This window comes from Serratia myotis (genome assembly GCF_027474885.1).
GTDB classification, from domain to species: Bacteria; Pseudomonadota; Gammaproteobacteria; order Enterobacterales; family Enterobacteriaceae; genus Serratia; species Serratia proteamaculans.
In genome coordinates this window covers 2,828,629-2,853,984 of the sequence record NZ_CP099707.1, presented here as the reverse complement: position 1 = coordinate 2,853,984, position 25,356 = coordinate 2,828,629, and the positions used below count along the sequence as shown (strand labels likewise).

21 protein-coding genes and 1 riboswitch are annotated in these 25,356 nt (G+C 55.2%); of the genes, 17 read left to right on the top strand and 4 right to left on the bottom strand.

Translation table 11 applies throughout. The features are described from left to right. Positions 1 to 77: 77 nt before the first annotated feature. Positions 78 to 473, top strand: a complete 396-nt coding sequence (locus NHG65_RS13500; RefSeq protein WP_099062978.1) for a VOC family protein — start codon at positions 78 to 80, stop codon at positions 471 to 473. A gap of 121 nt (positions 474 to 594) precedes the next feature. Next, positions 595 to 2,259 (top strand): ABC transporter substrate-binding protein, encoded by a 1,665-nt coding sequence (locus NHG65_RS13495; RefSeq protein ID WP_099062979.1) that lies wholly within the window; start codon positions 595 to 597, stop codon positions 2,257 to 2,259. A 92-nt stretch (positions 2,260 to 2,351) separates the two neighbouring features. On the opposite strand, the gene NHG65_RS13490 is transcribed toward NHG65_RS13495, so the two are convergent. Beyond that, on the bottom strand, positions 2,352 to 3,512 hold the full coding sequence (locus NHG65_RS13490; protein ID WP_261426540.1) for an RNA-guided endonuclease InsQ/TnpB family protein: 1,161 nt from the start codon (positions 3,510 to 3,512) through the stop codon (positions 2,352 to 2,354). Between the two features lie 57 nt (positions 3,513 to 3,569). Between NHG65_RS13490 and tnpA the strand changes: the two genes are divergently transcribed. The 7 genes from tnpA (at position 3,570) to NHG65_RS13455 (ending at position 11,320) form a co-directional block, all read left to right on the top strand. After that, complete coding sequence (tnpA, locus tag NHG65_RS13485) at positions 3,570 to 3,995, top strand: IS200/IS605 family transposase (RefSeq protein ID WP_219016315.1); 426 nt, start codon at positions 3,570 to 3,572, stop codon at positions 3,993 to 3,995. Positions 3,996 to 4,123: 128 nt separating this feature from the next. Then, a riboswitch (M-box (ykoK) riboswitch) is annotated at positions 4,124 to 4,298 on the top strand. Positions 4,299 to 4,373: 75 nt separating this feature from the next. Further along, positions 4,374 to 5,393: a magnesium transporter gene (locus tag NHG65_RS13480; protein WP_198404417.1), complete on the top strand. Its 1,020-nt coding sequence runs from the start codon at positions 4,374 to 4,376 to the stop codon at positions 5,391 to 5,393. Between the two features lie 142 nt (positions 5,394 to 5,535). Beyond that, positions 5,536 to 5,628, top strand: coding sequence for a protein MgtS (mgtS, locus tag NHG65_RS13475; RefSeq protein ID WP_013813036.1), 93 nt, complete (start codon positions 5,536 to 5,538; stop codon positions 5,626 to 5,628). 111 nt (positions 5,629 to 5,739) lie between these two features. After that, positions 5,740 to 5,919 carry a hypothetical protein gene (locus NHG65_RS13470; RefSeq protein WP_099062981.1) on the top strand — a complete coding sequence of 60 codons (180 nt, stop codon included), beginning with the start codon at positions 5,740 to 5,742 and terminating at the stop codon, positions 5,917 to 5,919. 27 nt (positions 5,920 to 5,946) lie between these two features. After that, positions 5,947 to 7,329: a cation diffusion facilitator family transporter gene (locus tag NHG65_RS13465; protein WP_099062982.1), complete on the top strand. Its 1,383-nt coding sequence runs from the start codon at positions 5,947 to 5,949 to the stop codon at positions 7,327 to 7,329. A 212-nt stretch (positions 7,330 to 7,541) separates the two neighbouring features. Then, positions 7,542 to 10,646 carry an efflux RND transporter permease subunit gene (locus NHG65_RS13460; RefSeq protein ID WP_499183480.1) on the top strand — a complete coding sequence of 1,035 codons (3,105 nt, stop codon included), beginning with the start codon at positions 7,542 to 7,544 and terminating at the stop codon, positions 10,644 to 10,646. A gap of 41 nt (positions 10,647 to 10,687) precedes the next feature. Beyond that, complete coding sequence (locus NHG65_RS13455; RefSeq protein WP_099062984.1) at positions 10,688 to 11,320, top strand: TetR/AcrR family transcriptional regulator; 633 nt, start codon at positions 10,688 to 10,690, stop codon at positions 11,318 to 11,320. Positions 11,321 to 11,346: 26 nt separating this feature from the next. Here the strand turns inward: NHG65_RS13455 and NHG65_RS13450 are convergent, their stop codons facing one another. After that, positions 11,347 to 13,074 (bottom strand): ABC-F family ATP-binding cassette domain-containing protein, encoded by a 1,728-nt coding sequence (locus NHG65_RS13450; RefSeq protein ID WP_207976678.1) that lies wholly within the window; start codon positions 13,072 to 13,074, stop codon positions 11,347 to 11,349. A gap of 491 nt (positions 13,075 to 13,565) precedes the next feature. Between NHG65_RS13450 and NHG65_RS13445 the strand changes: the two genes are divergently transcribed. Next, positions 13,566 to 15,992, top strand: coding sequence for a DUF3772 domain-containing protein (locus NHG65_RS13445; protein WP_499182300.1), 2,427 nt, complete (start codon positions 13,566 to 13,568; stop codon positions 15,990 to 15,992). Positions 15,993 to 16,042: 50 nt separating this feature from the next. Here the strand turns inward: NHG65_RS13445 and NHG65_RS13440 are convergent, their stop codons facing one another. Next, positions 16,043 to 16,216 carry a hypothetical protein gene (locus NHG65_RS13440; RefSeq protein ID WP_165366349.1) on the bottom strand — a complete coding sequence of 58 codons (174 nt, stop codon included), beginning with the start codon at positions 16,214 to 16,216 and terminating at the stop codon, positions 16,043 to 16,045. A gap of 175 nt (positions 16,217 to 16,391) precedes the next feature. On the opposite strand from NHG65_RS13440, the gene NHG65_RS13435 reads away from it, so the two are divergent. Next, a complete protein-coding gene (locus NHG65_RS13435; protein WP_413501868.1) occupies positions 16,392 to 16,661 on the top strand; it encodes a PTS sugar transporter subunit IIB in 270 nt (89 codons plus the stop codon). On the opposite strand, the gene NHG65_RS13430 is transcribed toward NHG65_RS13435, so the two are convergent. After that, positions 16,662 to 17,594 carry a LysR family transcriptional regulator gene (locus NHG65_RS13430; protein WP_499182299.1) on the bottom strand — a complete coding sequence of 311 codons (933 nt, stop codon included), beginning with the start codon at positions 17,592 to 17,594 and terminating at the stop codon, positions 16,662 to 16,664. Positions 17,595 to 17,717: 123 nt separating this feature from the next. Between NHG65_RS13430 and NHG65_RS13425 the strand changes: the two genes are divergently transcribed. The 6 genes from NHG65_RS13425 (at position 17,718) to NHG65_RS13400 (ending at position 25,122) form a co-directional block, all read left to right on the top strand. Beyond that, positions 17,718 to 18,983: an ABC transporter substrate-binding protein gene (locus NHG65_RS13425; RefSeq protein WP_099062989.1), complete on the top strand. Its 1,266-nt coding sequence runs from the start codon at positions 17,718 to 17,720 to the stop codon at positions 18,981 to 18,983. 39 nt (positions 18,984 to 19,022) lie between these two features. Further along, positions 19,023 to 20,015 carry a carbohydrate ABC transporter permease gene (locus tag NHG65_RS13420; protein ID WP_499182298.1) on the top strand — a complete coding sequence of 331 codons (993 nt, stop codon included), beginning with the start codon at positions 19,023 to 19,025 and terminating at the stop codon, positions 20,013 to 20,015. Beyond that, positions 20,012 to 20,857: a carbohydrate ABC transporter permease gene (locus tag NHG65_RS13415; RefSeq protein ID WP_176979357.1), complete on the top strand. Its 846-nt coding sequence runs from the start codon at positions 20,012 to 20,014 to the stop codon at positions 20,855 to 20,857. The genes NHG65_RS13420 and NHG65_RS13415 overlap by 4 nt, the downstream gene beginning before the upstream one ends. A 31-nt stretch (positions 20,858 to 20,888) precedes the next feature. Then, a complete protein-coding gene (locus NHG65_RS13410) occupies positions 20,889 to 22,250 on the top strand; it encodes a family 4 glycosyl hydrolase (RefSeq protein ID WP_099062991.1) in 1,362 nt (453 codons plus the stop codon). 64 nt (positions 22,251 to 22,314) lie between these two features. Then, positions 22,315 to 23,430 carry an ABC transporter ATP-binding protein gene (locus tag NHG65_RS13405; protein WP_499182297.1) on the top strand — a complete coding sequence of 372 codons (1,116 nt, stop codon included), beginning with the start codon at positions 22,315 to 22,317 and terminating at the stop codon, positions 23,428 to 23,430. 21 nt (positions 23,431 to 23,451) lie between these two features. Then, positions 23,452 to 25,122: a glycoside hydrolase family 13 protein gene (locus tag NHG65_RS13400; RefSeq protein ID WP_499182296.1), complete on the top strand. Its 1,671-nt coding sequence runs from the start codon at positions 23,452 to 23,454 to the stop codon at positions 25,120 to 25,122. Positions 25,123 to 25,356 lie beyond the last annotated feature (234 nt).

Genomic DNA, 25,356 nt, shown 5'->3' with positions numbered 1-25,356 from the left:
ACCGCATGACGGCAAGTTATCTTCTTGAAGCAGCTTAGCAGATGAAAATTACTCAGCCAAATAACCAGGAGATAACCATGTCTGCATCATCGGTAAAACAGCTTCGTCTGGTGATCACCACCGAAGATTTTGATAACGCTTTGTCCTTTTATCGCGATCGGCTTGGGCTGACTCAGGTTGACGCCGTGCCGCCGGACAGCGGCAGGGTGGCGATCCTCGAAGCGGGCAAGGCCACGCTGGAACTGGTTGAGCCGGCCACGGCGGCCTACATCGACAATATTGAAGTGGGTGAACGTGTCTCCGGTTGGGTGCGGGTGGCCTTTGAGGTGACCGATATTGCCGCAACTACCGCCAGCCTGGCACAGGGGGGAGCACAGGTGCTGTCTGAACCCCGTGTGACGCCGTTTAACTCACTCAATAACCGGCTGGAAGCACCGGCCGGATTACAGTTAACGTTGTTCCAACCCTTGTAAATAAAGACCCGCCGTAATGGCGGGTATTCATTTGATTATGAAAGAAATTCATGTTGTTGCATGGGTGCGGTTTTGGTTATGAGTCATAGCGTTTAATCATTTAATTTATTCAACTGCTTCAATGTATATATACGTCGACAAAACACCAATAAGGGATATCGACGTGAAGTATTCATTCAAGCTTAAAGGATTGACTGGTCTAATCCTCTTGTCTTTACAGGCTGGCATTGCGGTTAACGCCGCCGAGGTACCGGCAGGGACTCAACTGGCCACCACGCAGGAACTGGTACGGGCCAATGGTTATGAACCTGCAACACTGGATCCGAACCTGGCGGAAAGCAACGTGGAGTTTTATATCTTCAATGACCTGTTTGAAGGGTTGTTGCGGGTGGGGAAAAACGGTGAGGTGATCCCCGCACTGGCGACCCAATGGGAAAATCAGGGCAATGTCTGGACCTTCCATCTGCGTCCGGAGGCCAAATGGTCGAACGGCGATCCGCTGACCGCTGAGGATTTTGTTTTTAGCTGGCGACGGCTGACCGACCCGAAAACGGCTTCCCCCTACGGCAGTTATCTGGCATCGGCCTACGTACTGAACGCTGCAGAGATCAACGCCGGCAGCAAGCCGCCGAGCGAACTGGGCGTGAAGGCGCTGGATGCGCATACCCTGCAAGTCACACTGACTGAACCCAACTCGTATTTGCTCAAGCAGTTGGTGCATTTCCCTGTGCTGCCGGTGAATCAGAAAGTGGTGGAGAAATACGGCAAAGACTGGACGCAGCCGAAAAACTTTGTCGGCAACGGCGCCTTCCGGTTGGCACAGTGGGTGGTGAATGAAAAGGTGGTGGTAGAGCGCAACACTCAGTATTGGGATAACGCCCACACGGTGCTTAATAAGGTGACTTTCCTGCCGCTGCAAGGGTTCCCGGAGGTGGCACGTTTCCGGGCCGGTGAGATTGAACTGGGCTACAGTGCGCCGTCGGAATTGTACCAACAGCTGAAAAGCAGCCTGGGTGATGAGCAATTGGTGACTTATCCGCTGTTGTCGACCAGCTACTTTGCCTTTAACAACCGGCAGGCGCCGTTTAACGATGTACGGGTGCGTCAGGCGTTAAATCTGGCGCTGGATAAAGAGATTATTGCCACCAAAGTGCTGGGCTATGGCCAACAGCCGGCCTGGACTTTTACCCCAACCGGGGCTGGCGGCTATACCCTGCGGGCCGGTGAAGCGGCGGGGTGGTCACGTGAACAACGCATTGCACAGGCGAAAAAACAGCTGGCCGCAGCCGGTTTTAACGCGGAACATCCATTACGCTTTACCCTGCTGTACAGCAACGACGCGACCATCAAGAAGATTGTGATCGCCGCCAGTGCGATGTGGAAAAAGAACCTCGGTGTGGAGGTCACCTTGCAAAATCAGGAGCGTAAGGTGGTGCTGGACAACATCAACAACGGGCAATACAGCGTGGCCTTCAGCCGTTGGCTGGCGGACTACAACGATCCCTCGACTTTCCTGAACGTGTTCCGCTCCACCAGCAGTGAGAACTCGGCCAAATACGCCAATCAGAATTACGACCGCGTGTTGCATCAGGCCACTGCCGCCCAGACGCCACAGCAGGTGCAGCAATACTTCCAGCAGGCCGAAGACCTGTTGTCGGCAGAGACGCCGGTGGCCCCGGTTTACTACGAAGCCAATGCGACCCTGGTCAAACCCTATGTGAAGGGCATCGACTTTACCCGGCAGGGGCCGCTGTACGATAAAAACGTGTATATCATCGCACATTAAGCTTTTAATAATGCGGATTGGGAGGATTCTGGTCCGCTGTTAATTACTTTTTGTGACTGCTCCCCGCCGTAAACGGCGAGGCTTCCCACTTCTCAGGCCGCAACCGTCGATATGACGGATTTACGCTGGCCTCCGTGGGCAGAAACGACGAGTCCCGCCGCCTGTAAATCCGTTATGCCCTTGCGCTGGATGTTGATGGCCGCGTTAATATCGCGGTCATGTTCAACACCACAGGCCGGGCATGGCCAGATACGTTTATTCAGCGGCATCTCTTCCATCTTGTGACCACAACAATGGCAGGTTTTAGAGCTGGCAAACCACTGATCCAGTTTGACCAAGTGAATACCTGCCGCCGCCGCTTTGTATTCCAGTTTCGTGACAAATCCTGCCCATGCCGCATCGCCAATGGCGCGGGCGAGGCAATGGTTTTTCATCATGTTTGCCGCTTTCAGTGTCTCGACAATTACCGCTTGGTTTTCGTCAACAAGTGTTCGGGACAGTTTGTGCTGGAAGTCGGCGCGGGCGTTAGCTACCCGTTCGTGTACGCCAGCCAGAAGTAATCGGGCTTTACGGCGATTGGCACTGCCTTTCTGTTTTCTGGATAGCGCTTTTTGTTTACGGCGCAGATTGTGGCTGGCATTGATAAGATGGCGGGGGTTCGTGATTTTATCGCCACTGGATTTTATCGCATAGTGGCTCAATCCCATATCCAGCCCGGTTACGCCTGTTATCAGCGTAGGTTTTTCCGGGGCTTCCTGTCCGTCGTCACAGAGAATTGAAGCATAGTATTTTCCCGTGGCGGTGCGGCTGATCGTGATACTGGACACCTTGCCAACAATTTCCCTATGAATATTGGCCCTCACGGGCTTCATTTTCGGGATCTGGATAGCGCCAGTTAACACTTTTCCATTGGGATGATAGCTGGATTGCTTCCCATGCTTGCGCTTGAAAGACGGGAAGCGAGCACGTTTTTTGAAGAAGTTTCCAAACGCTGTATCGAGATTAATTACCGCTTGCTGCAATGCCAATGAGTCATATTCTTTCAGCCAACTATAGCGTCGCGACTTTTTGCCCACCGCCAGTAAAGGCTTTAAATCGCGTTTAATGCTGACAGATATACCGTGGCGTTGGTACATATGGCGACTGATATGCAGAGCCTTATTGTATGCAAAACGCACAGCGCCGAACTGAGCATTTAAAAATGCCGCCTGTTCATCGTCTGGGTAAATGCGTACTTTAGTCGCTCTTTTCATTTTGGGTGCTCATATGTATTATGATTACAATTTAAGGCTTTATGAGGACTTTTTCAAGTGAGTGTGCATAACGATGAGCTGGCGGGATATCTTCGCCGTCGCCATTCAGTTAGTAAACTGGTGGTACACTTAATCTTCACGACAAAGTATCGCCGTAGGCTGCTTGATGGCGCAATGATTGAGCAGATCCGGGAAGCATTTAATTCAGCGGCTGAGTCGCTTGAGGTTGAGATTTTAGAAATGGATGGCGAAGCGGATCACGTTCACATACTGGTTGCGTACCCGCCGAAACTATCCATCAGCGTGCTGGTTAATAACCTGAAATCAACCAGTAGCCGTTATGTCAGGATTTTGAATACCCATCTTCGTAAGCAAAGTAATACCGGAGTGCTCTGGTCACGCTCCTACTTTGCTTGTAGCGCTGGCGGAGCAACAATTGAAACGCTGAAAGCGTATGTACAATCGCAGAAAACCCCTGATTAGCACCCCTTATATCCCCGCCCGATTGGGCGAGGATTTACGGGGCAAATGCTAAATGTTTCATAAACGGTCAGCCAGATTTTCACCCGAAAATAAAAAACCGCGCCTATACTGCCTCCCGTAGTTTATATGCAGTATCTCGTTTGGCGAGGCTCCTATACAAACACAGGTTACTGATCTGACGACATCGAGAGATGCCCAAGGTTAAGACAGGCTTTATCGGATTAAGGTTCAGCCCAAAGTAACTTCTGATGCATACCATCAGATACGTTGTATAGTGCTAAAACCTGGACGCGGAGATAGGCTGTCTGCACTCCCTCTGTGGTTAACGCCCCTATGCGATTCGCTGTTGAAGTTTAAACAGAAATAGGGACTAACATAATGAAGTCACATCACAACTCCCCCTGTTCGGCGCTGGCCGCAACTGAAACTCTTGATGAGTCTTCGGTAGCGGGCTATATGAATGCCGATTTTATTACGATCCCAGGCAATATGACGGTCAATAAAGCCAAAGCGTATTTCCTTTCGCAGCTTAAAACCGACGAAATTCCGACACAGCTGTTTGTCACCGCCGACGATTATCATTTGCGTGGCACGCTGTCGGTTAAAAAATTATTACAGTGTGAAGATCACGATAAAGCCGTTGGCGTCATGATCAACCACAGCTATTTTCAGGTTTCCCCGGATGACGATCGTAATGACGTCGCCCATTTATTGGGTAAGGGTGGGCTGGACGTGGTGCCGGTAGTGGTGAATAAAACCCTGGTCGGCGTGCTGGGCGAAAAAGAAATTGCCCGGCTGATTGAAGACGAAAATACCGAAGATGCACAACGCCAGGGCGCCAGCCTGCCGCTGGATAAGCCTTATCTGGAGACCAGCCCCTGGGCATTATGGCGCAAGCGGTCGGTATGGTTACTGATGCTGTTTGTTGCCGAAGCTTACACCGGCAATGTGCTTAAGGCGTTTGAAGAACAGCTGGAAGCGGCGATCGCGCTGGCATTCTTTATTCCGCTGCTGATCGGTACCGGCGGCAACAGTGGCACCCAGATTACCTCTACCCTGGTACGGGCCATGGCCCTGGGCGAGGTTAGCCTGCGTAATCTGGGCGCGGTGATCCGTAAAGAGGTGTCCACGTCACTGTTGATTGCGGTCACCATCGGCATCGCCGCCTGGGTGCGGGCCTGGATCATGGGCGTGGGGATGGATGTGACGCTGGTGGTCAGCCTGTCGCTGGTGGCGATCACCGTCTGGAGCGCCATTGTTTCCTCGATTATCCCGATGCTGCTCAAGCGATTGGGGATCGACCCGGCCGTGGTTTCGGCACCCTTTATCGCCACCTTTATTGATGGCACCGGCCTGATTATTTACTTCAAAATCGCCCAGTACATTCTGGAGATTTAAACCGCGATCCGCTCCGTGTCGCAGCCGGAGCGGGCATTTTATCTCACTGAACAGGAGGAAGGTAAATATCCATGAGTAATGACAATCCCCGCTTTTTAATTAAAGGGGCATCTATCGATATTAGTTAACCGAGGACAAAATAATGGGAAACATGACAATTTTTGTAGGATTCCTGAGCATTATCAGCTCGCTGGGCCTGTTGGCCGCCTATATGAGCACCAAATGGGATGATTAATGAACGCTAAAGATCCGCCTGGATGCATCCTCCCCGTAGGTTTTATTTACGTCGGGGAGGATGCGATTAAATACTGACCGCCTGGAGCGAATTTCAGGGAGTATTACCACCATGACTATTTTTATTCTTGGCCTGCTTTATGCCATTTTGATGATCTCCGTCGGTGTGAATGAGATTTATTTTTATTCAACCGGAAAATCAGAATTCCTTTCTAGTTTACTGCTGACATTCTCGGGTACTATGCTGCTGGTTGCTTTTGTCTGGCAATGGTCGACTAAAATAAAAAAATGAATTACCTATTTGAATGTGAGCCGTAATATGCAAAACGAAAAAGAATCCGTTGCCAGAAATTCCATGATAGCCAGCGGGCTATTGGCGACCGGTAAATTTATTGCCGGTATTTTTACCGGCAGTATTGGCCTTATTTCCGAAGGGATCCACTCGCTTACCGATTTTGTTGCCACCAGTATTACCTGGCTGGCGGTGCGTATCAGCGACAAGCCGGCCGATGATGACCACCATTTTGGCCACGGCAAGGTTGAAAACCTGGCGGCGCTGTTTGAAGTGCTGCTGCTGTTGGGCGCCGCGGGCTGGATAGTTTATGAGGCAGGCAAAAGCCTGCTCGGCGAAGCCCATCAGATTGTCGCGGCACCGGTGGTGATCGCCGTGCTGTTGATCTCGATTGTGGTCGACTTTTTCCGCGTCAAGGCGCTGAATCGCGTGGCCAAGGCCACCGACAGTGCGGCTTTGGAAGCCGATGCGCTGCACTTCTTCTCCGATATGCTGGCTTCCGCCGTGGTGTTGCTGGGCATGGTGTTTGTTCTGCTGGGCTTCAACCGTGCAGATGCTATTGCCGCGCTGATCGTGGCCTGTTTTATTGTGGTGGCAGCGATAAAACTGGGGAAACGCTCGTTCGATTCCCTGATGGACACGGCGCCGGCCGGTGCCAAAGAAGAAATCAGCGCCTTGCTCGACAGCTTCCCGGCGATTTTGGCCACCGAGAGTATCCGTATTCGTAACGCCGGTGCCATTGTGTTTATTGAAGTCACCGTCGCCGTTTGCCGTACCTTGCCGCTGGAGCGTATCAACGCGTTGAAACAGTCTATCGCCGAGCGTCTGGAACAGCAGTATGCCCACGCCGAGGCCACGGTGATTGCCAATCCACAAACCCGCAGCGATGAAGACATGGCAACCCGTATCCGGGTGATCGCCGCCAATCACGGCGCGGTGGTGCAAAATGTGGCGTTACAGCAACTGCCGGAACGGATGTCGATCAGCATGGATCTGGCGGTGCCGGCCAATGCCAGCGTCGCGCAGGCCCACGATATTGCCAGTGAGATTGAAACCCTGCTGCGGCAGGCGATAGGTGAAGATACGGAAATCGAAACGCACCTGGAACCGCAGATGCACCACTGGATTGCCAGCGAGGATGTTGCGCCGGACCAGCTGGCAAGCATTCGCCAAATCCTGCAGACGGTGGTGGAGAACGGCGAGATGGTGCAGGACGTCCATAACATCCGCGCACGTAAAACTGCCGACGGCATTATCGTCAATTTCCATTGTCGGGTTTCCCCGGCGGCTTCCATTGTGTCAGCGCACGCGGCGGTGGACAGCATAGAGCGCCAACTGCGCGCGCTTTACCCAAGTATTTCCCGGGCAGTAGGGCACGTTGAACCGATCAAACCCAAATCCAGCATCTGAGTCCCGCCGTTATTGATCTGTATTAATCGCCGCCAGGCAGCGCGCTGGCGGCAATCCTCGATGTAAACTCCTTAAGTGACAATGTCACAATAAGCGAGCAAAGGTCCGCCCTCGATGAGATGAGTCGGTCTCTTGTTTGTTTAGTTTATTTACTTTACTGTAAAGTAAATAAACGGATGTTAATTGTCCTTGTCCTGAGTGAGGGTTCAACCATGCTGGCGCATTTCTTTGTTTTTCGACCGGTGTTCGCCGCCGTACTGGCTATTTGCATTATGGCGGCGGGTATTCTGGCTTTACTGACTTTGCCGGTGGAACAATACCCGGATATCGCGCCGCCCGGTGTCACGGTCACCGCCAACTATCCGGGGGCGGCGGCAAAAACGGTGGAAGACAGCATCACGCAGGTGATTGAGCAGCAAATCAAAGGGATTGATGGCCTGCTGTACTTCTCATCGACCAGCAGTTCAGCCGGTCAGGCACGTATCAGCCTGAGCTTTGAGCAGCAGACCGATCCGGACATTGCTCAGGTGCAGGTGCAGAATGCGGTTAACCAGGCCAACTCACGACTGCCGCAGGAAGTGCAGCAGCAGGGCATTACCGTCACCAAATCGCAGGGCGACAGCCTGATGGTAGTGGCGCTGTACGATACCAGCGGGCAAATGGATAACGTCGATATCAATGACTACCTTGTCAGCTCACTGCAGGACTCGCTCAGCCGGGTGGACGGAGTTGGCGAAACGACGGTGTTTGGCGCGCAATTCGCCATGCGCATTTGGTTGGATCCGCTGCGTTTAACCAGCTACGGCCTGATGCCATCAGACGTTCAGGCGGCGGTAGAGGCGCAGAATGCGCAGGTCACCAGCGGTGAGCTGGGATCGCTGCCGACCGAGCCCGGCCAGGCGATGAATGCCACCGTGACGGCCCAATCACGGCTGCAAACGCCGGAACAGTTCAGCAATATTATTTTACGAACCAACACCGACGGCTCAGCGGTTTATCTTCGCGACGTTGCCCGGGTTGAGATAGGGGCGGAGAATTATCAGAACCAAACCCGGCTGAACGGTTATCCGGCTGCCGGCATCTCCATACAGTTGGCCTCCGGTGCCAATGCATTGGCGGTGGCCGAAAGCGTGCGTGCCGAGGTTGAACGTATGACCCCGCAGTTTCCCGCCGGCTTAAAAGTGGCCTATCCACGCGACAGCACGCCCTTTGTCACGGTTTCAATTGAAGGCGTGGTGCAGACGCTGATCGAGGCGATTATTCTGGTGGTGGTGGTGATGTATCTGTTTTTACAGAACTGGCGTGCCACCTTGATCCCGGCGATCACCGTGCCGGTAGTGCTGTTGGGCACCTTTGGCATTCTGGCGCTGTTGGGTTACAGCATAAATACCCTGACCTTGTTCGCCATGGTGCTGGCAATTGGCTTGTTGGTGGATGATGCGATAGTGGTGGTCGAAAACGTCGAACGCGTCATGGATGAGGAGGACTTGCCACCACAGGAGGCGACACTGCGCTCGATGAGCGAGATCAACAGTGCGCTGATCGGTATTGCGCTGGTGCTGTCTGCGGTGTTTATTCCAATGGCGTTCCTCGGTGGTTCCACCGGGATTATCTACCGTCAATTCTCGATTACCATCGTTTCATCTATGGTGCTGTCAGTGCTGGTGGCACTGACGTTAACGCCGGCCCTGTGCGCCGGTTTGCTGCGTCCGTCATCCCATGGCCAACGCGGCTGGTTTTTCAGCCGATTTAACCGCGTAGTCGACCATAGTCAACAGGCTTACGGCCGTGGTTTGGCGCACATTCTGGCGCGCAAAGGGGTATATAGCCTGGTGGCATTGCTGATTACCGGCCTGATGGTGTGGCAATACTTGCGCATGCCGACCGGTTTTTTGCCGGTCGAGGATCAGGGCTCGGTGATGGTGCAATTTACTATGCCCTCCGGTACACCGATGGCGAAAACACAACAGGCCGCCGACGCCATTGCCGACTATTTCATGACCGAAGAAAAAGACAACCTTAGCGTTATTTTTATGGTGGTCGGGCGAAACAATGCCGGCAGCGCGCAGAATGTCGGCATGGCGTTTGCGGAGTTAAAAAACTGGGATTTGCGCGACGGCAGCGAGAATACCGCGCAGGCGATTATTGCTCGCGCCAACCAGCATTTTAAAAGCGCCCGTGACATGCAGGTCAACGTGCTGTCACCTCCGGCGGTACGCGGTTTGGGGCAGTCCAGCGGCTTTGAATTATGGCTGCAGGATCAGAGCAATGCCGGCCACGACGAACTGCAACAGGCACAGCAACAGGTGATTGCCGCCGCGACTGATAACCCACTGCTTACCGCGGTACGGGTGAACGGCCTGGAGGACAAAGCGCAGCTCCAGGTGGATATCGACCAGCAGAAGGCCAGTGCACAAGGGTTGCAGCAGGCAGATATCAACAACACGCTGTCGGCAGCCTGGGGGGGCGCCTATATCAATGATTTTATCGATCGTGGGCGGGTGAAACGCGTTTATATGCAGGGGGAGTCCTCCTCGCGCTCCGCGCCGGATGACATTAATCAGTGGTTTGTTCGCGGTAGCAGCGGCAGCATGGCGTCATTCGCCAGCTTTGCCAACACGCGCTGGCTTTCCGGGCCGCAAATGCTGCAACGCTTTAATGGCTTATCGGCCACTCAATTGCAGGGTTCGTCGGTGTCAGGCGAGAGCTCGGGCACGGCCATGGCCCAGATGCAGGGCATTATCGCGGAGGTGGAAGGATTTGGGCTGGAGTGGAGTGGGCTTTCCTATCAGGAACAGGTGGCCGCAGGCCAAACGCTGTGGATCTATCTGGCTTCCGTGCTGTTTATTTTTCTGTGCCTGGCGGCACTGTATGAAAGCTGGTCGATTCCGATCGCGGTAATGCTGATTATTCCCCTGGGGATTGTCGGCGCGGTGCTCGCTACGCGGCTGGCAGGGTTTGAGAACGACATCTATTTCCAGGTGGGTATGCTGACCACGATTGGGCTATCGGCCAAGAATGCGATCCTGATTATCGAATTTGCCGAGGCGCAGATGAAATCAGGCCAGGCACTGTTGGCGGCCACGCTTGAGGGCGCGCGCCTGCGTTTGCGACCTATCGTTATGACCTCGTTGGCGTTTGTCGCCGGGGTGATCCCGCTGGCGCTGTCGGTGGGGGCCGGTGCATCAAGCCGCCGCGAGATAGGGATTGCGGTGATCGGCGGCATGATTTCTGGCACACTGTTGGCATTGTTATTTGTCCCGCTGTTTTTTGTGCTGGTTAAACAAGGGCTGGCACGCTTAAAAAGCAAAAAATAATCCTTTCGACATGATGTCTGCATGGCAGGAGTGAATACACCATGAACAACCGGCAACCGGGGCGTCCCATGAAGGCCAAACCGCGAATATTGGCCACTGCCAGCGAGCTGTTTTTGACGCAGGGGTTGGATATTTCGCTGGATGTGATTGCCACCGAGGCCGGCACCACCCGACAAACGCTGTACAACCATTTCCCGGGGAAAGATGCGCTGGTGCTGGAGACCTTCGGTTATATGAAGGAGCTGATGCAGCCGCCGTTAAACACCCTTTTGGCTGGAGATACTCAGGATTTATCCCCGGTGCTGATGCGTTTTGCTGCCGTCGTGCAGGATCACTTTTTTCAGAGCAAAAATATTCACTTTCAGCGCTTGCTGATCCAACTGTTACAGCAACGGCCGGAATTATACGCCACTTTGCAACAGCGAGAGTCCGGGCGGGTTCTGCAAGGGTTAGTCAGTTTATTACAGCAGGCGCAGCAGCGAGGGCAACTGCAACTCGGCGACGTTGAACTGCAGGCACAGGCATTTTTGGGTGCCGTGATGGGTTACTCGCTGCCTGCGGCGCTGTTGTCTGACGAACTGCCGGATAAGGCCCACTTGCAACGGTTGGCCATCACCACGGTAACGATCTTTTTACGTGCCTGGGGTTATCAGGGCGAGATGCCGGTGGAGTGAGGCCGCCCGCGGGCGGCCTGTGAAGGTTAGTCCAGATTCAACCGGCCGCTGAGGGTGGCAATCTCTTCGCGCCATTGCTGTTGCAACTGGGTTTTTTGATGCTTGGGTTTGCGTGCCAGATCCTCCTGCAGTTTGCTTTCCAGCTCAAACAGCGCGGCCAGCAGCCGCTCTTCGTCATCCTGCGCCAACGGATGACTGACGGCATCCCGGCTCGCTGCGGTTACTGGCGCAGCATCACGCTCTTCTGCCAGTCGGGTATAGACCGGCTCCAGATCCTGCCACTCTTCCAGCTGCTGATGGTCAATCAACCAGAAACGGTTGCAGCTATTTTCGATCAGCATCCGGTCATGAGTAACCAGTATCACTGCACCTTCAAACTGGCGCAGCGTCTCCGCCAACTCTTCCTTGCCTTCCATATCCAGATGGTTGGTCGGTTCGTCGAGTAACAGCAGCGAATGGTTAGCCAGCGTCAGGCCAACAAACAGCAGGCGTGAACGCTCGCCGCCGCTCAGGGTACTGATGCGTTGTTGATGACGCAGATAAGGGAAACCGGCGCCAATCAATGCCATTTTCCGCTGGTCTTCGGTCAGCGCAGCGAAGTGGGTTAATGCTTCGCTCAGCGTGTCGTCATCATGCAACTGTTGCAGACTTTGATCGTAATACCCAATGCGTACCCGCGGATGGAAAACCGTTTCCCGCAGGGACGCGTCCTGGTATTCCCGCCACAGATGCTGCAGCAGTGATGATTTACCGCAGCCGTTACGCCCGACGATGGCGATGCGGTCTCCGCTTTTGACCCGCAATGGATCGAGACGGAACAGCACCGGTGCATCGACCGCCGGGCGCACTGCCAGTGCTGGCAGAGCCAATAGACGATCGGCATCCACGGCTTCCCCCTTCAGCCTGAGGCGCCACTGGCTGCCCGCGCTGAGCGTGGTTTGCTCCTCCTTCAGCCGATCAACGCGCTTTTCCATTTGCTTGGCCTTGCGGGCCAGATCTTCGTTATCGTAAACCTTGCCCCAGATGGCCAGCCGCTGGGCGCTTTTTGCCACCCGATCGATCTCTTTCTGCTCCGCCTGACGGCGATGGGCATCTGCGGCATCCTGTTCCTCCAGCGCCTGACGCGCCGCAGTACAGGGCAAACGGAAGAACTGCAGGGTTTTGTCACGCAGGATCCAGGTGCAGTTAGTCACCTGATCCAACAGGTAACGATCGTGGGAGACCAGCACAAAGCTGCCGGACCAGTTTTGCAAGAACCGCTCCAGCCACAACAGCGTGGGCAAGTCCAGATGGTTGCTGGGCTCATCCAGCAGCAGCAGGTCGGGTTGACGGATTAACGCGCGCGCCAGCAGCAGGCGGGTGTGCTGGCCACCGCTCAGGGTACCGGCGGTCAGCGTCCATGACGCTGGCGCGAAACCCAGACGGGCCAGCAGCACTTCGCCTTGCCAGCTTTCACTGACGCGTTGATTTTCTGGCAGCCGGGCCAGTACCGCCTCCAGCAGGGTACAGCCGTGCAGGGTTTCGGGCAGGTGTTGTTCTACCCGCGCCATCAAACACTGATGAGCCGGGGTCACGCTGCCGCTGCCGGCAGGCAGATCGCCGCTGAGAATTTTAAGCAGGGTGCTTTTGCCACAGCCGTTGTGGCCGATTAAACCAATGCGGTCGCCTTTCTTCAGGCTAAAAGAAACCTCAACCAGCAGAGGGCCGAAATTGTTGTCGTAACCGACAGATTGTGCAGAAAGTAATGTGCTCATTGCTTACTCAAGAGTTACAGGCATGCAGATGCCTATCGTCAAACATCGCTGACGACAACCCGGTAAGCCGGAGGGAAGGGACTTCAGATTTTAGTAAACTTCGCTCAAGCCTGGGTTATCGCAGCACGATACCGGTAATGCTTGAGCAGCCGTGATTACTATAGAAGTGTGAGTAAAAAAATAATTCACACATCGACATAGTAATCCTCCTTTTATAACGTTGGTTAATGAGTGAGCTGAGTATAGGGCGCTTTGGTCGGTTACGCCACTGTGAATGACTTTAGTTATCAGTGTGGTAAACGGAAAAATCTGTTGGTGTCACGCAGAGAAATGCGATGGTGTAAATAATCGTGCTGAATGGGAGTAATACTGATATTTAAGCGCAGATTAAGCAGTTATCATAATCACAGTTTATGATTAGCCAGGCGGGTCGGTAAATACCGACCCGCCTGTTTCGTCTGTCTATCATGCAAACGCTGAGCACCGAATTTATGTTAAAGCCCCGCCAGATTATTCTTTTCCTGTTCCTGCTGTTTGGCTTGCAGTTAGCGCCGCTCACCAGCGTCGCTGCGCAGGATGATGCCCCGGTTGCCGAAAGTACGCCGGATACTGCCACCGCGCTGAAGAACTACCAAAAACAGTTGGACAGCATCAAGCAGCAGGTCTCCAAAGCTGACAATGATAACCAGCTCAGCAAGCTGAAGTTGGCTAACGACGATCTGGCCGCTGGGCTGGACAAACTGGCGACCGATCTGCAACCGGCGCAGGAAAAACTGCAGGGGCAGTTGGACGTCCTGGGCCCACAGCCGGTGGCCGGTTCGATGGCTGAAACCGCCGCCGTGGTACAGCAGCGTAATGCCTTGAATAACAGCAAAAAGCAGCTGGACGATGCGGTAAAACGCGCGCAGGCCATGAAAGCCAGCGCGATCGACCTGGGCCAGCAAATCAGCGACTTGCGCCGTGTGGCGTTCAAAACCCAATTGGCGTTGAACACCGGCAGCGTACTGGGTGGCAAGTTTTGGTCACCGGTAGTGCAACCTGCGGACAGTGACGTGCAGCGATTGAATGAGTTCAATACTGCGATGAAACAGGCCTGGGATGCCAGTTGGCAGGAAGAGTGGCGCTACGGCACCCTGAGTCTGCTGGTGTTGGCGGTGGTTATCTGGTTATGGGGGCGCTATTTCTCCGAACGCTTTCTGGCCTGGGTGAGCATCCGCTTTCTGCCGGACGGGCGTTTACGCCGCAGCTTTATGGCCATGGTCACCGTCAGCGTTACGGTGATCACCACCAGTATTGCGCTGAATCTGCTGTATCTTACTTTTACCCGTGCGCAGCCTTTGCCGGGGATGCTGGAGGATTTCGCCGAGGGCTTTAATCGACTGGGGATTTTCTGTGCGTTGATCGCCGGGCTGGGCCGCGCGACGTTGTCCCTCAACCGCCCGTCATGGCGTCTGGGCTCGATGGATGATGCCGTTGCCGCCGGTTTGCGCTATTTTTCGCCGCTGTTGGCGGGGCTAACCTTGGCATTTGGCTCGATAGAACTGGTTAACAACGTGGTGAGTACCAGCCTGGCCACCACTATTTTCGGCAATGGTTTGGTTGCCGGATTAATCGGTATGGTGCTGTTGGCGATGCCGCTGCGTTCCCAGCGCATCCGTCGCCAGTTGGAACAGCAGGGCGAACACGTAGAGAAACGCTCCACCATCAGTGGTTTGTTGCACATGAGCACCCTGGTGTGTTCAGTGGTTATCCTGTTCTCACTGCTGGTGGGGTATATCGCCTTCGCCCGATTCCTGACCTATCAGGTGATCTGGATTGCCCTGGTGTTGATGGCATTCTATTTCCTGCTGATGTTCGCTACCGACCTGTGCGGGGCGATCTTTTCGCCGCAGACCGCCAGCGGCAAAACGCTGAAAAAGTCGTTTAACTTTAAGGATCGTCATCTGGAGCAGATGGCGATTATCTTCACCGCCATTGCCAAGTGTTCGCTGCTGTTATTGATGATTGTCTCGCTGTTTAACGGCTCGTTCGGCACCACCACGCCCAATTCCTTGCTGGACAAGATCATCGCCATCCTGAGCGGTGAAGGGTTGCAGCGATTGAATATCGTGCCGGGCAACCTGATCAACTCGGTGATTTGCCTGGTGATTGGCATCTATATTCTGCGGGTTACTCAGCGCTGGCTTAGCCAGGAACTGCTGCCGAAAACCATTTCAGACATTGGTATTCGCGCATCGCTGGTTACGCTGTTCAGTAATGTGGGTTATGTGCTGCTGATCCTGATCACCCTGGCGGCGTTGGGCATCCAGTGGAACAATTTGGCGTGGATCGTCAGTGCGTTGTCGGTCGGTATCGGTTTTGGTCTGCAGGAAATCGTGAAGAACTTTATTTCCGGACTGATCCTGCTGACCGAACGGCCGGTAAAAGTGGGCGATATGATCGGGATCGGTGGCGTGGAAGGGGATGTGCGTCGCATTAACGTGCGCGCCACCGAGATCCAGCTCAGCGACCGTTCGACGATGATCGTACCCAACTCGCAGCTCATCTCGCAAAACGTGCGTAACGCCACCATGGGTAATGCCCAGGGTGTGGTGACTATCGCGCTGACCTTCCCGACAGATATCGACCCGGAGCAGGTGCGCAATATTCTGCTGAGTGCCTACCAGGAGTATGAAGCCATCCAGGATACCCCGGCGCCTTATGTTCGCTTTAGCCAGCTCGGCCCGGAAGGCATTATCCTCAGCGTGACCGGCTATGTAGCCAGCCCGCGTATGGTTGGCGCCACCAAAAGTGAGCTGCTGTTCAATATTCTCAAACTGCTGCGGGCTGAGCGGGTCAATATGTCCAGCCCACAGGAAGTGGTGTTTATGAAACAGCAGGCGAAAAACCTGATCAACGACGAAGAGCAATCCTCGTAATCTGCTGACTTCTACGGCCGGGTCCTGAGGGACCGGACGTAGGAGTAAACTCAGTGCATCGCCGGTACCACGGACTGCGAGCAGTCGCTGTTGGCACTGGCGGAAGAGTTATTACAGGTCTGTGGATCATTATGCACCGGCGGTGGCGGTACATCCTGCGGGCCGCCCCGGCCCATACAGCCGGAAAGCATCAGCAGCAAAAACAGGGGGATCATCGCTTTCATTTCACTTACCTCCGAACTCATCATTCCATTAAGTATATGCCCTGAAAGGCACTCCCACCGCCCAATGATGCGTTATAGATGGCGTCTATATCCGAGTGGATGAAACCAATTTCACTTCAACCGCCCGCCGGCTCTATGCTGCTGTTGCATAGGGCAATCTCATTCAGGGGGCATCATGGAAACACATCAATTGGCGGCATCACTGCTGGCCGCGTTCGGCGGTGAAGAAAATTTGGTCAAACTGCGCTACTGCGCCAGCCGGATCAGGGCGGAACTGCACGACGGCGGGCGACTGGATCGGCAGAGCATCGATAACCTGCCGGGCGTTAAAGCCTTGCTGGAGGTGGAAACGCCCCAGTCGACCACCGAGTATCAGTTGGTGGTCGGGCCGGGGAATGCCAAACCCTTGTATCAGGCGCTGATCGCGCTGAGTGGTGAGAAGTAGCTACAGCAGCGGGCGGATCTGTTCCAGGTGTTGCTGCATTAAGCTTTGCATCTGCACCACGTGGGGCGCATCTGCCTTTTCGCGCATCAGGTAAATACCGACGGTGCAGCGTTGGCCTGGCTGCGTCAACTGCAGCGGCTCAATGCCGTATTCGACAAAATACCCGGCCATACAAGAAGGATAGGCCAGCAGCACCGCATCGGAATCGTTGATCATATCCACCGCCGACATCATCGAATTGGTCGAACAAATCACCCGTTCCGCCAGGTGCAGGCGGTTGCGTGCCAGCTTTTTCGGCTGCATATCCTCCACCATATGATGATAGCGGCTTTCATCCGGCGTCAGCTCAACGCAAGAGTAGTCCAGCAGCGCATCCGGCCCCACCGGTTGGCCCAGCAGTGGGTGTCCGCGCCGCACGAACATGGTGTCGCGGGTACCGAACAGCGGCAGAAAACTGATGCCTGCCTTGGGGTTCAACCCCTGAATTTCGTGGCCGATAAACAAATCGATATCCCCACCCAATAACAGATCCATCAGGCGCAGGTGGTTACCCAGATCGATATGGATATTCACCATCGGGTGGAGTTGGCGGTAGGCATTGAAGCTGTCACGCACAAACATGTACCACCAGGCATGGCCGGTGCCCATGCGCAGACTCTGCTCCTGACGCGCCTTGATAAACGCCAGTTTGATCAGCGTATTGTCATAAATTCGCTGCATCATCTGCGCCTGTTCCAGCAGTAAATCGCCGTACTCGGTGGTTTTCACCCCGGTGGAGGTGCGCTCCAGCAGCTGCACCCCCAGATTCTCCTCCAGCTTCTTCATGTTGTGGGTCAGCGTCGGCTGGCTCAGGCAAAGCTTGTTTGCTGCATGACTCACATTTTTGAACATCGCTACTTCGATAAACTGCCGCAGAATTTTGTCCACGATCATATTTTCCACTGGTGGTATAGAAAGTTTCTATATCGTAGCGGCGAAAAACGATTTCCGCCAATGACCCGCCTTCGATAGCTTGCTCTCATGCCGGTATTTCCAGCCGCCACCAGAGAGGATGCAATGAGAAGATTGATACCGAGTATGGTTGCCGTCGCCCTGGCGCTGATGTCCGGTCAGGTTGTGGCCGAGACGCTGCGCATGCAGTGCGCGCCCAGCAAAGAAGGGCGCCAATACTGCAATGAGATTAAACAGCGTTTTGAGGCTCAGACCGGCTATACCCTGGAGTTTATCGATCTTCCCCCGGCCTCTGATGAAAAGCTGTCGTTGTTCCAGCAACTGTTTGCCGCCAAAGACGCCAGCGCCATCGATCTGTTTCAGGCAGATACCGTATGGATTGGCGTGCTGAACAAACACCTGTTGGATCTGACCGACAGCGTGGCCGACATCAAACAGGATTTCTTCCCCGCCGCCTGGCAAAACAACGTGGTAAACGGCCGTGTGAAAGCGGTACCGGCTTACCTGGACAGCGGCGCGCTCTACTACCGTAAGGATCTGCTGGAAAAATACGCTGAGCAACCCCCGGTAACCTGGGCCGATCTGACCCGTATCGCCACCCGCATTCAGCAGGGCGAACGTGCCGCCGGGCATAAAAACTTTTGGGGACTGGTGTTCCAGGGCAAATCCTATGAGGGGTTGACCTGCAACGCCCTGGAGTGGGTGGCTTCGCAGAACGGCGGCAGTTTTATCGACGCCCAGGGCAATATCACCATCAATAATCCCCAGGCGGCACAGGCGCTGGATATGGCCGCCGGCTGGATCGGCAAAATCACCCCGAAGGGCACGCTGGGTTACATGGAAGAAGAGTCGCGGGCGCTATTCCAGAACGGCGATGCGATGTTTATGCGCAACTGGCCATACGCCTACGTCCTGGCACAGGACAGCAGCAGTGCGATCCGCGGCAAGGTGGGCGTGATGCCGTTGCCGAAAGGGGCCGACGGGCACTCGGTCAGTGCGCTGGGCGGCTGGCAGTGGGCGATCAACGGTTACACCAGGCACCCGCAGGCAGCAATCGCGCTGCTGAAAATCGTCAGCGACGCCGAATCACAAAAACGGGCGCTGGCACTGATGGGCCAGGCACCTTCACGCACCGCGTTATACGACGATCCACAGGTATTGGCGCAGGCGCCTTATCTGGCGGACTTCAAGGGCATTTTCGCCCAGGCGATGCCACGCCCGGCCACCCAAACCAAACGCCAGTATGCGCAGGTCTCCAGAGCGATCTACAACGCCACCTTTAACGTATTACGCGGTGATAGTGACGGTGTCACGGCGGTGGCGGATTTACAGCAGCGACTGGAGCGGATCAAAGCCAGAGGATGGCGTTGAAAGCAGGGCAATCATCCATTAACCGCCGGAGTCTGATGCATGAAACGCAATACTGAGGCTTTATCCCTGACGGTCACGCCCGCTTCCGCGCAGGCACGGCCGGCCAGACGCAGCAAGCTTAATCACCAGCAGCGTCGCAGCCGTATCGCCTGGTTGCTGGTGGCCCCGGCGATGCTGTTGCTGGCGGCGGTGGCGGGCTGGCCGTTGCTGCGCACCCTGTTTTACAGCTTTACCGATGCCATGCTGGACGCACCGGACGATTACCGCTTTGTCGGTTTTGCCAATTACCTGGACCTGACCGATGGCGGCCACCATTACGGCGTGCTGGCAGATCCGCTGTGGTGGCTGGCAGTGGGCAATACGCTGCGCTTTAGCCTGCTGTCAGTGTCGCTGGAGCTGGTGTTCGGCATGCTGCTGGCGCTGTTGATGAATCAGAAGTTCCGCGGTCAGGGGTTGGTACGCACCGCCATTCTGGTGCCCTGGGCCATTCCGACCATTGTTTCCGCCAAGATGTGGGGCTGGATGTTCCACGACCAGTACGGGGTGGTGAATGACCTGTTGCTCAAGACCGGCATCATCGCCACGCCGTTGGCCTGGGTGGCGGAGCCGGGGCTGTCGATGTGGGCGGTGGTAATTGCCGACGTCTGGAAAACCACGCCGTTTATGGCCTTGATGCTGCTGGCCGCGCTGCAACTGATCCCCGGCGATCTGTATGAGGCCGCCCGGGTCGATGGGGCCAACGCCTGGCAGCGCTTCCGCCGCATTACCCTGCCACTGATTATGCCGGCGATGATTGTCGCGCTGATTTTCCGGGTGATGGATGCGCTGCGGGTGTTTGATCTGATCTACGTGCTGACCTCCAACAGCGAGGCCACGGTATCGGTATCCGGCTATGCCCGCGATCGCATGGTCAGTTATCAGGAAATGGGTGCCGGCTCTGCCGCTTCGGTGCTGGTGTTTATGATGGTGGCGGGCATTGCCGCCTGCTTCCTCACGCTGGGCCGCCTGAATGACAAGGAGAAACGAGCATGAAACTGAGCCGCCAACAACAAAAATACGGCCATAAGACGCTGATCTTTGCCAGTGCCGCATTGGCCAGCGTGATCTGCCTGTTTCCATTCTATTACGCGCTGATCACCTCGTTACGTTCCGGGCAGGATCTGTTCCAGGTCGCCTATTTACCGGGCAACCTGCACTGGGGCAATTACCTGACCGCGCTGATGGATAACGGCATTGCCCGCAGCCTGCTGAATTCCATCGTGGTGGCGACGCTGACGGTAGGTATCTGCCTGCTGGTGTCGATTACTGCCGCCTTCGCCCTGGCGCGCATCCGCTTTCGCGGCCGTAAATACCTGCTGTTCACCATCCTTTGTGTATCGATGTTCCCGCAGGTGGCGGTGTTGTCCGGCATGTTCGAACTGGTACGTTTTATGGGGCTGTATGACTCGCTGGGCGCGCTGGTGCTGTCCTATACCACGTTCTCACTGCCGTTTACCGTCTGGGTGCTGACCACCTTTATGAAGGCGATCCCGGCGGAGCTGGAAGAGGCGGCGATCGTCGACGGCGCCGGTACCTGGACCATCATCACCCGCATCTTTGCTCCCATTATGGGGCCGTCGCTGGTGACCACCGGGCTGCTGGCCTTTATCGGTGCCTGGAATGAATTCATGTTCGCCCTGACCTTTGTTATCTCCAGTGGCAAACGCACCGTGCCGGTGGCGATCGGCATGCTGCAGGGCGCCTCTCAGTACGAACTTCCCTGGGGCACCATCATGGCGGCCTCGGTCATCGTCACACTGCCGATCATCGCACTGGTGCTGATTTTCCAGCGCCGCATCGTCAGCGGATTAACCAACGGCGCAGTAAAAGGCTGATTTTCGATTAACCCAAAGCAGGAGCAAACCAATGGCTACAAAAATCGTTTTAGTGGGTGCAGGCAGCGCGCAATTCGGCTACGGCACGCTGGGGGATATCTTCCAGAGCAAGACGTTGTACGGCAGTGAAATTGTGCTGCATGACATCAATCCTGCCGCCCTGGCGGTGACCGAGAAAACGGCCCGGGACTTTTTGGCAGCGGAAGATCTGCCGTTTACCGTCAGCGCCACCACCGATCGCAAAACGGCACTGAACGGGGCGGCATTTGTGATTATCTCCATCGAAGTGGGTGACCGTTTCGCGCTGTGGGATCTCGACTGGCAAATCCCGCAGCAGTATGGCATTCAACAGGTGTATGGCGAAAACGGTGGCCCCGGCGGCCTGTTCCATTCACTGCGGATTATTCCACCGATCCTCGACATCTGCGCCGACGTCGCCGATATTTGCCCGAACGCCTGGATATTTAACTATTCCAACCCGATGAGCCGCATTTGCACCACCGTGCATCGTCGTTTCCCGCAGCTCAACTTTGTCGGCATGTGCCACGAAATCGCCTCACTGGAACGCTATCTGCCGGAAATGCTGGGTACATCGTTCGACAATCTCACCCTGCGGGCCGCCGGGCTTAATCACTTTAGCGTGTTGCTGGAAGCCAGCTATAAAGACAGCGGTAAAGATGCTTATGCCGACGTGCGTGCCAAGGCACCGGATTACTTCTCCCGCCTGCCGGGCTACAGCGACATTCTGGCTTACACCCGCACCCACGGCAAACTGGTACAGACCGAGGGCAGCACCGAGCGCGATGCGCTGGGCGGTAAAGACAGCGCTTATCCCTGGGCTGACCGCACGCTGTTCAAAGAGATTCTGGAGAAATTCCACCACTTGCCGATCACCGGCGACAGCCATTTTGGTGAGTACATCCGCTGGGCCAGCGAGGTCAGCGACCACCGCGGCATCCTCGATTTTTACACCTTCTATCGCAATTACCTGGGCCATGTGCAGCCAAAAATCGAACTCAAGCTGAAGGAGCGCGTGGTGCCGATCATGGAAGGGATCCTGACCGATTCCGGTTATGAAGAGTCGGCGGTCAATATCCCGAACCAGGGCTTTATCAAACAGCTGCCGGCGTTTATTGCGGTTGAAGTGCCGGCAATTATCGATAGCAAGGGCGTGCACGGCATCAAGGTCAATATGCCCGCCGGTATCGGTGGCTTGCTGAGCAATCAGATCGCCATCCATGACCTGACGGCTGACGCGGTGATTGAAGGCTCGCGCGATCTGGTGATCCAGGCGTTGCTGGTGGATTCGGTTAACGACAAATGCCGGGCGATCCCCGAACTGGTGGACGTGATGATTTCACGCCAGGGCCCGTGGCTCGACTACCTGAAATAAGCCGGATGGCGGGGCGCGGAACGGCGTCCCGCTAATTGCCCACTGTGGTGCGAACGGGAGGAATATGGCGCAACTAACGCTGGAAAAACTGCAAAAACGCTATGGCGCTAACGCAGAGGTTATTAAATCGCTGGATCTGCAGATCAACAGCGGAGAGTTTGTGGTGATTGTCGGCCCCTCCGGCTGCGGCAAATCTACTCTGTTGCGGATGATCGCCGGGCTGGAGGAGATCAGCAGCGGCGGCATGTATATCGATGGCAACTACGTCAATGACGATACGCCGGCCGAACGCGGCATCGGCATGGTGTTCCAGTCTTACGCACTTTATCCGCACATGAGCGTGTACAAAAATATGGCGTTTGCGCTGGAGTTGGCGGGGCATTCGGCGGCGGAGATCGACAGCCGGGTACGTGAAAGTGCGCGCATTTTGCAGCTTGAGCCGTTACTGGAACGACGGCCGAAGGACCTTTCCGGCGGGCAGCGGCAACGGGTGGCGATTGGTCGCGCCATCGTGCGCGAGCCGAAGCTGTTTTTGTTCGATGAGCCCTTGTCCAACCTTGATGCATCGCTGCGGGTGCAGATGCGCATGGAGGTGGCGTCGCTGCATAAGCGACTGGGGGCGACCATTATATATGTGACCCACGATCAGGTTGAAGCCATGACGCTGGCCGACCGCATTGTGGTGTTGAACCAGGGGCATGTTGAACAGGTAGGCACACCGCTGGAGTTGTATGACCAGCCGGCCAATGAGTTTGTCGCTCAGTTTATCGGCTCACCCAAAATGAACCTGATCCCGGCAATTTTGCGGCGCGCCGGTGAGCGTCAAAGCGTGGTAGAGCTGGACAACGGCAAGGCGCTGGTGCTGCCGATCGCCACGCCGACGGCGGCGGAAGGCCAAAGCGTTAACGTCGGCATTCGCCCGGAGCATATTCGCGGGGGTGAACAGGCACAGTGTGAGTTTCAGGGCGAAGTGATGTTCGTGGAGCACATGGGCAATGAAACCTATCTCTACCTGGATAACGGTAATGCCGGTGAACCCTGGGTACTGCGCAATCCCGAACGTTCGACCATCAAGGCCGGGGATAGGGTGGGCGTGCGCCTGCCGGTCGAATGCTGTTACCTGTTTGACCGTCAGGGCCGGGCATTCCAGCGTATTCTGGCGTCGGATCAGGCGCATTAATCAATTTAAGGGAGCAGGGACATGGGCGGTGGAGAAACGGTGCGTTGGTGGAAACAGGCGGTGGTTTATCAGATCTATCCGCGCAGCTTTATGGATTCTAACGGCGATGGGATTGGCGATTTGAACGGTATCACTGCCCGGCTGGATTATTTGCAGTGGCTGGGCATTGACGTGCTTTGGATCTGTCCGATGTACCGCTCGCCGAATGACGACAATGGCTACGATATCAGTGATTATCAGGCCATTATGACGGAATTCGGCACCATGGCGGACTTTGATCGCCTGTTGGCCGAGGTGCATGCCCGCGGTATGCGGCTGATACTGGATCTGGTGGTTAATCACACCTCGGACGAGCACCCGTGGTTTATTGAATCCCGGTCATCTCAATCCAGCGCCAAGCGCGACTGGTATATCTGGCGCGAGGGCAAAAACGGCGCAGAGCCCAACAACTGGGAAAGCATTTTTAACGGTTCGGCCTGGAAATATGACGCCGGCAGTGAGCAATACTTTTTGCACCTGTTCTCTGAGCGCCAGCCTGATCTGAACTGGGAAAACCCGCAGGTGCGGGCGGCGCTGTACGACATGATGCGCTGGTGGCTGGATAAGGGCATTGACGGTTTTCGCATCGACGCCATCTGCCATATGAAAAAACAGCCGGGCCTGACCGACATGCCCAACCCGCAGGGGCTGCGCTACGTGCCGTCGTTCGAACGACACCTTAACTACGAAGGGCTGCTGGATTACGTCGATGACCTGTGCGAACAGGTGTTTAACCGTTATGACATCATGACGGTGGGGGAAATGAACGGAGCCTCGGCAGAGCAGGGTGAAGACTGGGTGGGCGAACAGCATGGCCGCCTGAATATGATCTTCCAGTTTGAACATGTCAAACTGTGGGAAACCAGCCATCAGCAGTCGCCAGACGCCGGGGTCGACGTTCTGGGCCTGAAAAACATCTTTACCCGCTGGCAGACCTTGCTGGAGGGAAAAGGCTGGAACGCGCTGTATGTTGAAAACCACGATATTCCGCGTGTGGTATCGAAATGGGGTGACGACAAGCGGTACTGGCGCGAAAGTGCCACCGCCATCGCGGCGATGTATTTCCTGATGCAGGGAACGCCGTTTATCTACCAGGGGCAGGAACTGGGGATGACCAACACCCGCTTCAACTGTCTGGCCGATTTTAACGATATCGCTGCCAGAAACCGCTTCGCCAAACTGCAGGAGCAGGGTATGGAGGAAGCGCAGACCCTGGCGTTCCTCAGTCGCAGCGGCCGCGATAACTCACGCACGCCGATGCAGTGGGACGACAGCCCCAACGCCGGTTTTAGTCTTGCCAAGCCGTGGTTTGCGGTGAATGCCAATTATCAGCAAATTAACGTGGCGCGCCAGCGTGAAGAACCCGACTCGGTACTGAATTTTTACCGGGCGTTAATCCATCTGCGCCAGCAGGATCCGCTGTGGGTTTACGGGCGTTACCAATTACAACTGGCAGCACATCCGCATATTTACGCCTATTCCCGTAGCCAGGATGAGCGACAAGTATTGGTACTGTGCAACCTGAGCGCTGAAACTCAGCAAATTGACGCTCAGGATTTATCGTTGGAAAAAAGAGCGTTGTTACTGAGTAATTATCCCCAAGAAGGTGAGCGACAAACACTTCGCCCTTATGAGGCGCAGATCTATCAGTAGGGATTTATATCGGAATGGATTAATATCCACCCTAAATTAATTTAGTGGGAAAGTTATTTTAATTCTCCAGCTTTCCCCATTAATGACTTCCCTTACGAATCATTAAATAGACGACTTGCCCCGTTTTAATGCTGGGGAGTGAGGGTGAAAATTCCCCACACAGGCACTGCGATAAGAAAAATATCTGAAAAATCCCGCCCTGGATTTAAAATCTCACACACTGGCGTATGCGAT

Coding starts and splice junctions, on each gene's coding strand:
- NHG65_RS13455 (WP_099062984.1), top strand. CDS start 10,688: ATGAACAACCGGCAACCGGGGCGTCCCATGAAGGCCAAACCGCGAATA.
- NHG65_RS13465 (WP_099062982.1), top strand. CDS start 5,947: ATGCAAAACGAAAAAGAATCCGTTGCCAGAAATTCCATGATAGCCAGC.
- NHG65_RS13420 (WP_499182298.1), top strand. CDS start 19,023: ATGAAACGCAATACTGAGGCTTTATCCCTGACGGTCACGCCCGCTTCC.
- NHG65_RS13430 (WP_499182299.1), bottom strand. CDS start 17,594: ATGATCGTGGACAAAATTCTGCGGCAGTTTATCGAAGTAGCGATGTTC.
- NHG65_RS13415 (WP_176979357.1), top strand. CDS start 20,012: ATGAAACTGAGCCGCCAACAACAAAAATACGGCCATAAGACGCTGATC.
- NHG65_RS13435 (WP_413501868.1), top strand. CDS start 16,392: ATGGAAACACATCAATTGGCGGCATCACTGCTGGCCGCGTTCGGCGGT.
- NHG65_RS13425 (WP_099062989.1), top strand. CDS start 17,718: ATGAGAAGATTGATACCGAGTATGGTTGCCGTCGCCCTGGCGCTGATG.
- NHG65_RS13400 (WP_499182296.1), top strand. CDS start 23,452: ATGGGCGGTGGAGAAACGGTGCGTTGGTGGAAACAGGCGGTGGTTTAT.
- NHG65_RS13405 (WP_499182297.1), top strand. CDS start 22,315: ATGGCGCAACTAACGCTGGAAAAACTGCAAAAACGCTATGGCGCTAAC.
- mgtS (WP_013813036.1), top strand. CDS start 5,536: ATGGGAAACATGACAATTTTTGTAGGATTCCTGAGCATTATCAGCTCG.
- NHG65_RS13445 (WP_499182300.1), top strand. CDS start 13,566: ATGTTAAAGCCCCGCCAGATTATTCTTTTCCTGTTCCTGCTGTTTGGC.
- NHG65_RS13470 (WP_099062981.1), top strand. CDS start 5,740: ATGACTATTTTTATTCTTGGCCTGCTTTATGCCATTTTGATGATCTCC.
- NHG65_RS13490 (WP_261426540.1), bottom strand. CDS start 3,512: ATGAAAAGAGCGACTAAAGTACGCATTTACCCAGACGATGAACAGGCG.
- NHG65_RS13410 (WP_099062991.1), top strand. CDS start 20,889: ATGGCTACAAAAATCGTTTTAGTGGGTGCAGGCAGCGCGCAATTCGGC.
- NHG65_RS13480 (WP_198404417.1), top strand. CDS start 4,374: ATGAAGTCACATCACAACTCCCCCTGTTCGGCGCTGGCCGCAACTGAA.
- NHG65_RS13450 (WP_207976678.1), bottom strand. CDS start 13,074: ATGAGCACATTACTTTCTGCACAATCTGTCGGTTACGACAACAATTTC.
- NHG65_RS13495 (WP_099062979.1), top strand. CDS start 595: ATGTATATATACGTCGACAAAACACCAATAAGGGATATCGACGTGAAG.
- NHG65_RS13440 (WP_165366349.1), bottom strand. CDS start 16,216: ATGAAAGCGATGATCCCCCTGTTTTTGCTGCTGATGCTTTCCGGCTGT.
- NHG65_RS13460 (WP_499183480.1), top strand. CDS start 7,542: ATGCTGGCGCATTTCTTTGTTTTTCGACCGGTGTTCGCCGCCGTACTG.
- NHG65_RS13500 (WP_099062978.1), top strand. CDS start 78: ATGTCTGCATCATCGGTAAAACAGCTTCGTCTGGTGATCACCACCGAA.